12 protein-coding genes are annotated in these 14,526 nt (G+C 35.0%); 7 read left to right on the top strand and 5 right to left on the bottom strand.

The features are described 5' to 3' along the window. Positions 1 to 27: 27 nt before the first annotated feature. Both ICJ83_RS15520 and ICJ83_RS15515 read right to left on the bottom strand, forming a co-directional pair. Positions 28 to 1,374, bottom strand: coding sequence for a TolC family protein (locus tag ICJ83_RS15520; protein WP_188231324.1), 1,347 nt, complete (start codon positions 1,372 to 1,374; stop codon positions 28 to 30). Between the two features lie 2 nt (positions 1,375 to 1,376). After that, on the bottom strand, positions 1,377 to 1,982 hold the full coding sequence (locus ICJ83_RS15515; RefSeq protein ID WP_188231323.1) for a TetR/AcrR family transcriptional regulator: 606 nt from the start codon (positions 1,980 to 1,982) through the stop codon (positions 1,377 to 1,379). A gap of 124 nt (positions 1,983 to 2,106) precedes the next feature. On the opposite strand from ICJ83_RS15515, the gene ICJ83_RS15510 reads away from it, so the two are divergent. Further along, a complete protein-coding gene (locus ICJ83_RS15510) occupies positions 2,107 to 3,081 on the top strand; it encodes a polyprenyl synthetase family protein (RefSeq protein ID WP_188231322.1) in 975 nt (324 codons plus the stop codon). Further along, positions 3,081 to 3,431 (top strand): hypothetical protein, encoded by a 351-nt coding sequence (locus ICJ83_RS15505; protein WP_188231321.1) that lies wholly within the window; start codon positions 3,081 to 3,083, stop codon positions 3,429 to 3,431. Before ICJ83_RS15510 ends, ICJ83_RS15505 begins: the two co-directional genes overlap by 1 nt. 11 nt (positions 3,432 to 3,442) lie before the next feature. On the opposite strand, the gene ICJ83_RS15500 is transcribed toward ICJ83_RS15505, so the two are convergent. Further along, positions 3,443 to 3,964, bottom strand: coding sequence for an alpha-ketoglutarate decarboxylase (locus ICJ83_RS15500; RefSeq protein WP_188231320.1), 522 nt, complete (start codon positions 3,962 to 3,964; stop codon positions 3,443 to 3,445). Between the two features lie 163 nt (positions 3,965 to 4,127). On the opposite strand from ICJ83_RS15500, the gene ICJ83_RS15495 reads away from it, so the two are divergent. Next, positions 4,128 to 6,869 carry a 2-oxoglutarate dehydrogenase E1 component gene (locus tag ICJ83_RS15495; protein ID WP_188231319.1) on the top strand — a complete coding sequence of 914 codons (2,742 nt, stop codon included), beginning with the start codon at positions 4,128 to 4,130 and terminating at the stop codon, positions 6,867 to 6,869. A gap of 41 nt (positions 6,870 to 6,910) precedes the next feature. Continuing rightward, positions 6,911 to 8,122, top strand: a complete 1,212-nt coding sequence (gene odhB / locus ICJ83_RS15490) for a 2-oxoglutarate dehydrogenase complex dihydrolipoyllysine-residue succinyltransferase (RefSeq protein ID WP_188231318.1) — start codon at positions 6,911 to 6,913, stop codon at positions 8,120 to 8,122. Positions 8,123 to 8,964: 842 nt separating this feature from the next. Here the strand turns inward: odhB and ICJ83_RS15485 are convergent. Continuing rightward, on the bottom strand, positions 8,965 to 9,606 hold the full coding sequence (locus tag ICJ83_RS15485) for a response regulator (RefSeq protein WP_188231317.1): 642 nt from the start codon (positions 9,604 to 9,606) through the stop codon (positions 8,965 to 8,967). A gap of 52 nt (positions 9,607 to 9,658) precedes the next feature. Continuing rightward, positions 9,659 to 10,102 (bottom strand): retropepsin-like aspartic protease, encoded by a 444-nt coding sequence (locus ICJ83_RS15480; protein ID WP_188231316.1) that lies wholly within the window; start codon positions 10,100 to 10,102, stop codon positions 9,659 to 9,661. 148 nt (positions 10,103 to 10,250) lie between these two features. Here ICJ83_RS15480 and ICJ83_RS15475 point away from each other — a divergent pair, with 148 nt between their 5' ends. The 3 genes from ICJ83_RS15475 (at position 10,251) to ICJ83_RS15465 (ending at position 14,472) form a co-directional block, all read left to right on the top strand. Beyond that, a complete protein-coding gene (locus tag ICJ83_RS15475; RefSeq protein WP_188231315.1) occupies positions 10,251 to 11,018 on the top strand; it encodes a TatD family hydrolase in 768 nt (255 codons plus the stop codon). A gap of 19 nt (positions 11,019 to 11,037) precedes the next feature. Next, entirely contained in the window at positions 11,038 to 12,069 is a 1,032-nt protein-coding gene (locus ICJ83_RS15470; protein WP_188231314.1) for an asparaginase, read from the top strand. A gap of 111 nt (positions 12,070 to 12,180) precedes the next feature. Continuing rightward, positions 12,181 to 14,472 carry a glycosyl hydrolase family 95 catalytic domain-containing protein gene (locus ICJ83_RS15465; protein WP_188231313.1) on the top strand — a complete coding sequence of 764 codons (2,292 nt, stop codon included), beginning with the start codon at positions 12,181 to 12,183 and terminating at the stop codon, positions 14,470 to 14,472. Positions 14,473 to 14,526 lie beyond the last annotated feature (54 nt).

Below are 14,526 nucleotides of genomic sequence, written 5' to 3'. Positions count from 1 at the left end.
TTGGTATGGGAAATTTTCGTTTTTTGATTAATTGAATTGAACAGTATTAAGTATGGTTTCTAATTCTGCTTTTGTGTTTATCACATCGAGCATGGTTTGCAGAAACTCTTGTTGCGCATTGTAAAGTTGCGTTTGTGCCTGACGTAAGTCGAAACTGGAACCAATACCTTCAAAAAATTTAGTCTGGTTTTTACGTTCAATACGTTCAGCAAGATTTAGATTTAACTTTTTGTTTTCGTAGTCTTCAATAGCAAATTGATATTCGCTTTTAGCACGAGCCACTTGTAGTTTAAGCTGCTGCTCGGTTTCCAGTAAATCGTTTTTTGCCTTTTCTAATTCTATTTTTACTCTTGCAGTAGCTGCTGTTCTTCCTAAAGAACTAAAAATAGGAATGTTTAAACTTACGCCTAACAACGACGAGCCAAACCATTTTTGGTCACTACTGGCAAAATCGAAGTTGTTTGAAAATGCCGAATACCCACCATTAACAAAAGCATTTAGTGTTGGAAGCGCCTTACTTTTTTCTAATTTTAAAAGAAGCTCTTGAGAGACCTTAGCATTTTCAGCAATTTTATAATCTACAGAATTTTCTATATTTTCTTCAGTGCTTAATAGATTTAAGTTTATGTTTTGAACAGTTAAACTTTCTAATTGATCACTTAAGGTAACTTCGGTATTTATATTTAAACCTAAAGTGATATTTAGCATCTGATATGCTAAAACCTTTAAGCGCTCTGTTTTATTAAGATTACTATTAAGGCTCGATAACGTAATTTGAAGTTGCTCAACGCTTTCTTCTTCGCCTAATCCGTTTTCATAAATTTTGGTGGTTTCTCTTATATTGTCCTCCAGTATTTTACGGTCTTTATTTAGCAAGGCTAAACTTTCCTCAGCAAGAAGGACATTGCCATAAGCATTTATAACACTTTTTCTAATTTCTAAATCGGTTTTTTCTTTAGCGTTTTTCGATATATCAAGATATACTTTTGCCGATTGTAAACCAACAATATAAGAACCGTCGAATATTTTTTGAGTTATTGTGGCCTGAGCAACCATGTTTTGTTTGGTACCGAAAATAACTTCTTCAAATTCTCCCGGAGTGCCGCCAAAAGCTTCGGCAGGAATTAAAGACACTTGTTGTTTTAAGAAATTTTGATAATCTACCGTAGCATTGAGTTGGGGTAAACCCGTTGCTGTGGTTTCCCATTTTTGCTTTTCAGCAGCCTCAATATCTTTAGCAGCATTTATAGATGTTCTATTGTTTTCAATTGCAAAATCGATAGCTTCCTGTAAATTAAAAGTATACGATTGCTCTTGCGAATACAAAGCGGTTGAAAGCAATAAACCAAAAACCAGTATAAGATTTTGTTTCATTATTATTGTTGATTAGTGTTTAGGTATTCTGTTAAGTGTTGAAGTCCTTTAGGGGTGCAAATGCCTCTTAAATGATATTCTAAATAATTGTTCATTAAGGACTGCATGGACAAATGATTTAAAGGAAAAAGAGTTTTATCTTTTAAAGACATCATGGAATTAAAATATATTTTAGAAATAAATTCTTTGTTAAGATTATCTCGGTATAAGCCCAGTTGCATGCCGCGATCTAAATTGCTAATAACGCAGTCGCCCATAACGCAAGACTGTTTTTCTTTTAAATCTTCGTAAATTTTAGGGTAGTATTTTTGAAGCTGAAATTGAGGAGACGACTTCTCATCTTTAAGATGCTTCATAACAAAACGCTTTATTTCATACAACTCTTCAATGGGAGACATGTTTTCTTTTATAATGTCATCAATTCCCGATTGAATAATGTGGTACATAAATAGTGTGGTTTCTTCAACTAATACATTTTTATTTTTAAAATACTGATATACTGTCTTTTTCGACATGCCTAAAGTGTTGGCAATATCATCCATCGTCACACTCTTAAACCCATAGTTTAAGAATAAATCTGCTGCTGTTTTTAAAATATCCTCTTTCATAATAGGATGCAAATCTAAGGCAAGAAACTTTAAAAACAAAAAAAGTTTCCTAAGTATTAACAGTTTTTTAATATTGGGTTTAAATTGGTTGCATTAGTTAAGTCAATTGCTTTATTTTTGTTGCATGCAAAACATTAAATTTTACCAAGACGCGGTAACAAAGTATTTGGAAGGATTTGCGACGCAGCGCGAACCTGTTTCTTTGTATAATCCTATTAATTATATTCTACAATTAGGCGGTAAACGATTGCGACCTGTACTTACTTTAATGACAGCCGAAGCGTTTAATTCCGACTATACGAATGCATTAGACGCGGCCTTGAGTATTGAGGTGTTTCATAATTTCTCATTAATTCACGATGATATCATGGATGATGCCCCACTTAGGCGAGGTCAGGAAACTGTGCATGAAAAATGGGATATTAATACCGGTATTTTGTCTGGCGACGCTATGTTAATTATGGCGTATCAGTTGTTTGAAAATTACGAACCGTCAGTATTTCAGGCGTTGGCTAAATTGTTTAGTAAAACAGCATTAGAAGTATGCGAAGGGCAGCAGTATGACGTCGATTTCGAAATTCGAGACGATGTGACTATTCAGGAATATTTAAAAATGATTGAATATAAAACTGCTGTACTTGTTGGTGCTGCTATGAAAATGGGAGCTATAGTGGCAAAGGCTTCCGAAGCCGATCAGAATGGTATTTATGAATTTGGTAAAAATTTAGGAATTGCGTTTCAGTTACAAGATGATTATCTAGATGCTTTTGGTGATCCCAAAAGTTTTGGTAAGCAAGTAGGTGGCGATATCATTGAAAATAAAAAGACCTATTTATACATAAAAGCAGTTGAATTTGCTTCAGAAGATAATACATTGGAGCTTCAGCATTTGTTTAGTTTAACACCACCCGATCCAACCGATAAAATAGAAACTGCCAAGCAAATTTTTAAATCCAGTGGAGCGGCCGATGCTACTAGAAAAGAAATTGAAAATTATACAAACAAAGCATTTGGTGTTTTAGAAACTTTAAATATCCCTGCTAGTAAAAAGGAAATATTAAAAGCTTTTGGGTTAAGTTTAATGCATAGAAACGTATAATGCAGCTGCCTTCTAACTTCGACGACCTGATAGCTGAAGCTAACCAATTGGAATTATATCATAATCTGGTGAATCAGTTGAACAAAGATTTTTTGTTGGCAAATATCGATTTAGATTTTGATGAAGATATATTGCCTTCCAGCCTCAAATTAATCTTACATGAAACGGTTTATAAACTTATTCAGGAAAAATTTATCGATTATTTAAACTTGCTTTACATCGTAGATGTTTCAGAGCAACAGGTAAAGGCACTAGATGGAACGGATGTATTACAATTATCTGAAGCGGTGTCGTTTTTAATTTTAAAACGAGAATGGCAAAAAGTTTGGTTTAGATATAAATATAGATAGTTTAAATATTGTTAAAAATACACCCGCACAAAGGGAGCCCAGGCATCGGCGTAAATGCTCTTATTTCTATCGTATAAAACATCGTAACGAACACCAAATGTTACATTTCGGTTTCTAAATCCTGCACCTAAAAATAGAGCGGGATACCAATAATTTTCAGATCGGAAATTATTATTGTCAAATTTTCTAGTTACATGAAGTTCTTCGAACTCAGCTGAAATTTGAAGCGCATTAATAGGATTGTATAAGCCAATAAGGCTCCCGCCAAAAATGGTCGATTTATAAAAGTCCCGGCTTCGGTTATAGGTGCCATTTAAGCCAACACCCAAAGCCAGATTATTGTTAACCTGATAGAGTGCGCTGGGCGCTAATGTGCCACTAAAAAAGCCATTTCCAAAACTTAAACCAATCCCGCCTCCAAAGCGAACATGTTTCCAGAAGTCGTTTTCAATGTCCTGTGCCGATAAAGTGTTAAAACTCCAAATAATTGTTAATAAAAGCAGTAAAGATTTTTTGTTTCTGAAATTAATCATACTTAGTTTCTTAGAATATTTTAACAAATTAACGTTAAAACTTAATATTTAATGATAACGTTATAGTGATACTGATAAATATAGTAAAATAAACATCTAATTTTCGCAAAAGTTGTATTTTTGCCGGTAAATTTGACTAATAGATAGTGATTTAAATATTATAATGGATAAATATTCCTTTTTAAACGCAGCGCATACAGCTTATTTTGCCGATTTATACGATCAATATTTACAAAATCCTGATGCCGTAGAACCGAGTTGGAGGGCCTTTTTTCAAGGTTACGATTTTGGAAGTGAAAACTATGGGGTAAACGGAGAAATTGTAGAAGGTGTTTCGGCGCAAATGCCTGAGTACCTTCAAAAAGAATTTCAGGTTCTTAAGCTAATTGACGGATACAGAATGCGAGGGCATTTGTTTACTAAAACAAATCCGGTGCGTGACAGAAGAACTTACACACCTACTTTAGATTTAGAAAATTTCGGTTTATCCGAAAACGATTTAGATACTGTATTTAATGCAGGCGATGTTTTAGGTATTGGTGCTAAACCTCTACGTGAAATATTGGGGCATTTAGACAGAATTTATTGTAGTTCAGTTGGTGTCGAGTATATGTACCTGCGTAACCCTGAAGTTATTTCGTGGTGGCAGAGTAAATTGAATTTAAACGATAATCAACCTAATTTTGATGCAGATAAGAAAAAATACATTCTTTCTAAATTAAATCAGGCTGTTACTTTCGAAAACTTTTTGCAAACTAAATATGTTGGGCAAAAGCGATTTTCTTTAGAAGGAGGCGAGTCGTTAATTCCAGCCATTAGTAATGTGTTGTTTTATGCTGTAGAAAAATATGGTGTAAAAGAATGTGTGCTTGGTATGGCGCACCGTGGTCGCTTAAGTACATTGGTTAATATTTTCAGAAAACCAATGCATGAGCTCTTTAGTGAGTTTGATGGTAAGGATTTCGAAGATGAAAATATCGATGGTGATGTTAAGTACCACCTAGGTTTAACATTAGATAAAACGTACCAAAATGGCAAGAATATTAAAATGAATCTTGTGCCAAACCCATCGCATCTGGAAACTGTAGCTTCTGTGGCCGAAGGTATTACAAGAGCTAAGATCGATGATGATTACAATGGCGATGATTCTAAAATCATTCCAATAGTTGTGCATGGTGATGCTGCTATTGCTGGACAAGGTATTGCCTATGAAGTAGCACAAATGAGCCAATTAGCAGGATATAAAACCGGAGGTACGGTGCATATCGTGGTAAATAACCAAATTGGATTTACAACTAACTATTTAGATGCCCGATCAAGTACTTACTGTACCGACGTGGCAAAGGTAACTTTATCGCCGGTATTGCACGTAAATGCCGATGACGCCGAAGCGGTTGTACATGCCGTTGAGTTGGCATTGGATTACAGAATGCGATACAAAAAAGATGTTTATATCGATTTATTAGGATATCGTAAATACGGACATAACGAAGGTGATGAGCCCCGTTTTACACAACCTAAGCTGTATAAAGCTATCGCTAAACATAAAAATCCGTTCGATATATATTCAAGTAAATTAATTGCCGAAAATACTATTGATGAAGGTTATAAGAAAGCGATTGTTAACGAGTTTAAGGATACTCTGGAATCCGAATATGCTAAAGCGCGAGAAGCCGAATCATCAAAGGTAAGAGAGTTTATGCAGGAACGCTGGCAAGGTTTTGAGCGATCTGAACTGGAAGGGATGCTTAAGCCTGTTGACACAAGCTATACCAAAGATAAATTGGAAGGCATTTCTAAAATAGTTTCAACAGTTCCTGATGGTGTGAAGTTTGTTCGTAAAGCAGAGCGTATTTTAGAAGGTCGGGCCAAGATGGTATTTGAAACAGATACTTTGGATTGGGGAATGGCCGAAACCTTAGCTTACGGAAGTTTACTGGAAGAAGGTTTTAATGTGCGTATTTCAGGTCAGGATGTGGAGCGTGGAACCTTTAGTCACAGACATGCTATTTTACGTGATGAAATTTCAGAAGATCGTATAAATTTATTAAATACTAACCCTGAAAATAAAGGAGAGATGTACATTTACAACTCCTTTTTATCAGAATATGGTGTGCTAGGTTTCGACTATGGCTACGCTATGGCAAACCCAAACACGTTAACTATTTGGGAAGCTCAGTTTGGTGATTTTAGTAATGGAGCACAAATTATTTTCGACCAGTATTTATCGGCTGCTGAAGATAAATGGAAAGCACAAAATGGTATTGTAGTTTTATTGCCTCACGGATATGAAGGTCAAGGGTCTGAACACTCTTCAGCTAGAATAGAACGCTACTTACAGTTATGTGGTGAAGACAATATGGTAGTTGCAGATTGTACAACGCCAGCCAATTTCTTCCACTTATTACGTCGCCAAATGAAACGTAATTTTAGAAAGCCATTAATTGTATTTACTCCAAAAAGTTTATTGCGTCATCCAAAAGCCGTGTCGAGTATCAATGAATTGGCTACTGGAGCATTTCAAGAAGTTATAGATGATACTGTAGCACCAGAGAATGTTAAAAAGCTGGTGTTCTGTACCGGTAAATTCTATTACGATTTATTAGCGGAACGAGAAGAACTTCAAAGAGATGATGTTGCCCTTGTGCGTTTCGAGCAATTATTCCCGTTACATTTAGACAGGATTCAGGAGGTTATTAACCGTTATCCAAACGTTAAAGAATATGCTTGGGCACAAGAAGAACCTAAAAATATGGGCGCTTGGATGCACATGGCACAGCGTATGGAATTGGTTAAATTAGAATGTTATGCAAGACCATACAACTCGGTGCCTGCACCTGGTTCAAGTACACGAGATAAACGTAGACAAAAACGCGTTATTGATGCTGTTTTCGATAACAATTAGTGATATTAAAAATTAAAAAATTCAATTAAAATTATAAAATAATGATTTTAGAAATGAAAGTGCCTTCGCCAGGAGAATCCATCACAGAAGTGGAAATAGCAACATGGCTGGTTGAAGACGGTGATTATGTAGAAAAAGACCAAGCCATTGCAGAGGTTGATAGTGACAAAGCTACCCTGGAATTACCTGCTGAGGTTAGTGGAATAATTACATTAAAAGCTGAAGAAGGCGATGCTGTAGCTGTTGGCGCAGTAGTTTGTTTAATTGATACGAGCGCCGAGAAACCTGAGGGTAGCGATGCGCCTAAAGCAGAGGAAAAAGCAGAAGCTCCCAAAGCAGAAACTCCTGCTCCTGCTGCGTCGGAAACTAAAACTTATGCTACGGGTACGGCGAGTCCGGCAGCGAAAAAGATATTAGCTGAAAAAGGTATTGAAGCGGCATCTGTTTCTGGAACCGGAAAAGATGGTCGTGTTACAAAAGAAGATGCTGTTAAGGCTGTGCCTTCAATGGGAACACCGGCTGGAGGCAGTCGTGGTACTTCAAGAACTAAAATGTCTATGTTACGTCGTAAAGTAGCAGAGCGTTTAGTTGAAGCCAAAAACACAACAGCCATGTTAACAACGTTTAATGAAGTTAACATGACGCCAATTTTCGATTTGAGAAACGAATATAAGGAAGCTTTTAAAACGAAACATGGTGTTGGCTTAGGGTTTATGAGTTTCTTTACTTTAGCTGTAGTGAGAGCATTAAAAATGTATCCGGCAGTAAATTCTATGATCGACGAAAAGGAAATGGTATCTTATGATTTCTGTGATATTAGTATTGCGGTTTCTGGGCCTAAAGGCTTAATGGTTCCTGTTATTCGTAATGCGGAGAATTTAAGTTTTAGAGGTGTGGAATCTGAAGTGAAGCGTTTGGCGTTACGTGCGCGTGATGGTCAAATTACTGTTGATGAAATGACCGGAGGAACATTTACCATTACTAATGGAGGTGTTTTTGGAAGTATGTTGTCTACACCAATCATTAACCCTCCTCAAAGTGGAATTTTAGGAATGCACAATATTATCGAGCGTCCTATAGCAGTTAATGGTAATGTTGAAATTCACCCAATGATGTATGTAGCATTGTCATATGATCATCGAATTATCGATGGGAAAGAAAGTGTAGGGTTTTTAGTTGCTATTAAAGAGGCTATAGAGAACCCAGTGGAGTTGTTAATGGACAACGATGTTAAGAAAGCATTAGAACTATAATAACTTCAGTAAAGTCAATAAAAAAAGTACCAATAGATGTGTTGGTACTTTTTTTTTGAAACTAACTAAAATAAAACTAAAATATTTATTGCGATTACAATGATTACAAGGGCTGACAAGCCTATTATAAAGTATTTGTCTAGTTGCTCGTTTTCTTTTTTCATTGGGGTAAAATATGATAATTAAATAATAGGTTGATAATTAATAGAATAAAAGTAATAAGCTCTGGTAGTAAAAAAAATACGCAGTTCTACGTATTTTATTTGAGGGTTGTATTCTAGCAGAAAAAAAGAAGCTCCAAACCATACAGTTTAGAGCCTTTTTTATAATCCTCCCTAAGAATTAATTAATAGCCTAGTAAAGGTATAGTATATTCTTGTTAAAAAAAATACGCAGTTCTACGTATTTTATTTGAGGGTTGTATTCTAGCAGAAAAAAAGAAGCTCCAAACCATACAGTTTAGAGCCTTTTTTATAACCCTCCCTAAGAATTAATTAATAGCCTTGTAAAGGTATAGTATATTCTTGTTAAAAAAAATACGCAGTTCTACGTATTTTATTTGAGGGTTGTATTCTAGCGGAAAAAAAAGAAGCTCCAAACCATACAGTCCAGAGCCCTTCTTATAATCCTCCCTAAGAATTAATTAATAGCATGATAAAGGTAAGGCGTGTTATTGTTAAAAAAAATACGCAGTTCTACGTATTTTTTGAGATAATTTCATTTTTGGGATAAAAAAAGGCCCTAAACATAAATGCTTAAGGCTTATTTATCATCCACTCAAAAACTTTAATTAATAGCAAAATAAATTTAGGCAATTATGCTATCATTTAAAATAAGCAGTATTACTTATTTTGCAAGTACTCCCGGTTATTATTGGCCCAAATACTTAAAGATGTTGGTTTGTCGTTGAGTTCTAATTTATTGATTATGTTACTACGGTGTTTGTCTACGGTTCTTACCGATATGGTAAGTTCGTTTGCTATTTCCTGGCTTGTTTTATTTTCTGAAATTAATTTTACAATTTTTAATTCGGATTTGGTTAGAAGGTCTAAATTTTTGGGTTTATGACCGTTGGTATTCATGTCTAAATAAGAAGCAATCTCTTCACTGAAATAAGGTTTTCCTTGTACGACTTGACTAATACATTGCTCAATTTCCTCAATGGCAAATTCCTTTAGTATGTAACCGTAAACGTGAAGCGATTTAGCACGGTCATACAGTTCTTCTTCTTTGTCAAATGTTATTAAAATAATTTTGGTGTCGATGTTGTTTTTTAAACAGGCTTCAGCAATTTCTAGTCCTGTTTTATGTGGCATTCTTATATCTAAAACGGCGATATCTGGTTTTAGTTTAACAATAAGATTATAGGCAGCATTGCCATCTTGTGCACTACCAACTATTTCAAATCCTTTTGATATTAAAAAATCGGACAAACCACGAAGCATCAGCGGATGGTCGTCCGCAATTATAATTGAAGGTTTCATTAAACTATGGGAGTATTATAAACTACTATTTATATAGAGTAAATATAGTAATTTATAATTTTAAGTATAGGTATTTTTTCTCGTAGTCGATAACGGCTTTCGATTTTTTTAAAATGTCGGCACCAATAATGCCATCAACGGGTTTTGAGTTGTGATTGATAAGCGCTGAATTTACATGGCTTAAGTTAAACAAAACCAAAACCACCTTGTTTTTTTTCCATTTACCAATCTTTAATTTATTCTTTTTAGACATTTTGGTTTCCATATTTATGGCACCTGCTCCTGCGGCCAAAATTTCCGAGTCTTTTACCTTAAGTTTAAAAGTGTCTACAGCATCAAAGCCAACACAGGAGTTAGACGCACCTGTGTCCAAAATAAATAATCCTTTAACACCATTAATAGAAGCTTTTATTTCAAAATGATTGGTTTTTGTAAAGTGTAATTTTACGCGGGTGTAACCTTTTTCTAGAAGAAAAGTGCTTAAAGAATTTTCCATAGCTAAATATTTGATGATAAAAGTAATATAATAACCATTAGACTGAGGTTAAAAAAAACGTAAAAGTCATATATTATCTAATATAAGAGTTCCCTAAAAATATGTGAAACAAGGCTATTAAAACTATTGACTTTTATATTTTTACCCCATGATAATTACCGATACACATACCCATTTATATAGTGAGGCTTTTGATGAAGATCGCAACGAAATGATTCATCGCGCCATTAATGAAGGCGTATCCAGATTTTTTGTTCCTGCTATAGATTCAACGTATACCGAAGCTATGTTGCAATTGGAAAAGGATTTTCCCAACCATGTGTTTTTAATGTCTGGATTGCACCCAACGCATGTAAAGGAAAACTATAAAGAAGAGTTGAAACATATTGAAGCTATGCTTTCTGCGCATCATTTCTATGCAATTGGTGAGATAGGAATCGACTTGTACTGGGATAAAAGTACTTTGGAAATTCAAAAAGAGGCATTTAAATATCAAATTGAATTAGCTAAACATTATAAATTACCGATCGTAATTCATTGTCGGGAGGCTTTCGATGAGATTTTTGAAGTACTTGAAGAGGTTAAAGGGGATGAGCTTTTTGGTGTTTTTCATTGCTTCACCGGCACGTTGGAACAAGCTCACAAAGCCATGTCTTACAATATGAAACTTGGTATTGGTGGGGTTGCTACGTTTAAAAATGGTAAAATCGATCAATTTTTAAATGAAATTCCATTGAAACACATTGTTTTAGAAACCGATGCGCCATACCTTTCGCCAGTGCCTTATCGTGGAAAGCGTAATGAAAGTGCATACATTATTAAAGTATTGGAAAAGTTAGCTGATATTTATGGTATTTCAAAGGAAGAGATTGCCAATATAACGACCAAGAATTCGAAAGAAATATTTGGAGTTTAATTTGAAGTTTAAAACGTTTATGAGTTCAACAAAACCTAACATATTACTTATTTATACGGGCGGTACCATAGGTATGGTAAAGGATGCTAAAACAGGAACATTAAAAGCGTTTAATTTTAAAAATCTATTAAAGCAAATACCAGAATTACAGCTTTTAGATTGTGAGATAGACACAGTTTCTTTTAACGACCCTATAGATTCCAGTAATATGAATCCTGATTATTGGGTTAAAATAGCAGATATCATTGCTTCAAATTATAAACAATTTGATGGGTTTGTTGTTTTACATGGTAGCGATACCATGAGTTATACTGCTTCCGCTTTAAGTTTTATGTTAGAAAATTTAGCAAAACCTGTGATATTTACAGGGTCGCAATTGCCTATTGGTGATTTGCGTACCGACGCTAAAGAAAATTTAATCACTTCTATTCAGGTGGCAGCACTTCAAGTAAATGGTAAACCAGTTGTAAAGGAAGTGTGTTTGTATTTTGAGTACAAATTATATCGTGCCAACCGAACCACAAAAATAAATGCCGAACATTTTGAAGCATTTACATCACCAAATTACCCAGAATTAATTACTTCTGGTGTGCATTTAAAAGTGAATAAGAATTATCTTTTTAAACCAAATGCAAAGAAAGGGTTTCAAGTCAACAAAACGCTTGATACTCGAATTGCATTAATTAAAATATTTCCAGGGATGTCTGCGGTTGTTCTAGAAAATATTTTAAATACAGCTGGCTTGAAGGCAGTAATTATTGAAACCTACGGCGCAGGAAATGCTACTACCGAATCTTGGTTTTTAAATGCGCTTGAAAATGCAGTAAATCGAGGAATTCATGTGGTAAACGTAACGCAGTGTGCAGGGGGTAGTGTTATTATGGGACACTATGATACAAGTAATAGATTAAAAGAAATTGGTGTTATTTCAGGAAAAGATATGACTACCGAAGCTGCCATAAGTAAACTAATGTATATGTTGGGGCAGCGTGTTTCAAGCAAAGTATTCAAAACCATTTTTGAAACACCTCTAAGAGGTGAAATGTCTTAAATACGTATAACTTGTCATTATTAATAAGTAAAAACTTAATCGTTTATTTCAATTATTGAGCATAATATCGTTTTTTTGAAGACTAACTTAAAAAGATATTAGCATTTCAATATGAAAAATCTATTACTCTGTCTTGTTGTTTTATTTCAATTATCCTGTTCTAAATCTTCAAAAGCACCTGAAATTACTTTTACGGAGAATGATTTAATTTCAAAAACATTAGCAACTTCCTGGGATGAAGCTATGCCTCTTGGTAATGGTGTAATTGGTTCCCTGCTATGGGAAAAAGAAGGACGATTACGAATGTCGTTAGATAATGTTAATTTGTGGGATCTTCGCCCGATGGAAAACCTGAATACCCCTGATTATAAATTTTCATGGGTTTATGAGCAGTGGAAAAACAATAATTATAAGGCAGTTCAAAATCGATTCGATGCCCCTTACGACAAATCGCCTGCGCCTTCTAAAATACCAGGGGCAGCGTTAGAATTTAATATAAACGATTTTGGCGAGGTAGATACAACGAGATTATCAGTGGCGAATGCTGTTGGTGTTGTTAAATGGAAAAATGGTACAGAACTCACCTCTTTTGTTCATGCTACTGAAAAAGTAGGATGGTTTATGTTTAAAGGGGTTTCAGATAAATTTAAGCCAGTACTTGTTCCTCCAGCTTATAGTTTAGAGGGTGAAGCTGGTGAAGATTCACCAGTAGCAGGACAGGACTTAAGACGCTTAGGGTATAAAATGGGTGATATAGCAGATGATTCCAATAGCATAACTTATACTCAAAACGGGTGGGGTGGCTTTAAATATGATGTTAATGTATCCTGGGAATATAAAGAAAGCACCTTAGTCGGGTGTTGGAGTATTAGTGCACATTTTCCTGATTTGGATAAAGTACCGACTTCAAATATCGTAACCAATCGGGCTTTGGAGCGTGGTTTTAATAAGGACTTTGCTTCGCATAAAGTGTGGTGGGAAGATTATTGGTCTAAATCATCAATAAGTGTTCCGGACAGAATTATAGAAAAGCAATGGTATTTAGAACAGTATAAATTCGGTTCGGCGGCGCGAGACGGAGCTCCTCCAATTTCATTACAAGCCGTTTGGACTGCCGATAATGGTAAATTACCACCATGGAAAGGTGATTTTCATCACGATTTAAATACGCAGTTAAGTTACTGGCCAGCATATTCAGCTAATCATCTCGACTTGGAAAATGGTTATTTGGCTTGGTTGTTAAAGAATAAAGATAATTTTAAAACTTATACTAAAACCTACTACGAATCTGACGGACTTGCAGTGCCAGGAGTAACCACTTTAACCGGACAGCCCATGGGAGGATGGATTCAGTATGCATTTGGGCCAACCGTATCTGGATGGTTAAGTCAGCATTTTTATTTGCATTGGCGTTACAGTATGGATAGAGCATTCTTAAAAAATGAAGCGTATCCATGGATTAAAGATGTGGCGTTATTTTTTAAAGAAGTATCTGTGAAAAATGAAAATGGGTATAGAAAATTACCTATTAGTGCCAGTCCTGAAGTTCATAATAATTCTAGAGATGCCTGGTTTGGCGAAACAACCAATTTTGATCTGGCTGCAATTCGTTGGACTTACGAAAAAGCAGCTGAGTTGGCCTTGGAACTTGGTAAAACAGAAGAAGCAAAACAATGGCAAGCCTTATTATTAGAATGGCCGTTTTTTGCGATAGACGAAAATGAAGGTCTAATGTTAGCGCCCGAACATCATTATGAAAATTCACATCGTCATTTTTCGCATTTATTAGCTTTTCACCCTCTCGGATTAATAGATTACAGTAAAGGTGAAGCTGATAAAACTATAATTGACAATACAATTCGTCATTTAGAGAATAAAGGTTCCGATTTTTTTACGGGCTATTCTTTTAGTTGGCTCGCCAACTTACAGGCACGAGTTTTTAATGGTGATGCTGCGAGTAGAACATTAAAAATATTTGCCGAAAATTTTTGTTTGCCAAATTCATTTCATGTTAATGGAGAACAACATAATAAAGGTTATTCCAAATTTAAATATCGCCCGTTTACTTTAGAAGGTAATTTTGCTTTTGCCGCGGCCGTTCAGGAAATGTTAATTCAAAGTCATACTGGCGTTATTAAATTATTTCCTGCGATTCCCGATTATTGGAGCGATGTTCATTTTAATACCTTGCGAACCGAAGGTGCGTTTTTAGTTTCGGCACAGCAGGTGGGTAATCAAGTTACCAACGTTAATATTATTTCGGAAAAAGGAGGAACATTGAAACTGCAAAATCCATTTGGGAATAATGAATTTAAAATAGATGCCGAATACCAAATGGATTCAGGGTTAATCATTATAAAAACAAAACCACAACAAGAAATTCATTTAACCTTACATAAATAATTCAGGGCTATCAAATAAAATCATTATATATAATGATAATTATGTCGGAAAAAA

It is taken from the genome of Aestuariibaculum sediminum (assembly GCF_014596945.1).
Lineage (GTDB): Bacteria > Bacteroidota > Bacteroidia > Flavobacteriales > Flavobacteriaceae > Aestuariibaculum > Aestuariibaculum sediminum.
Note: the sequence above shows the minus strand (reverse complement) of the source record. Positions and strands in the feature narration are given on the sequence as shown.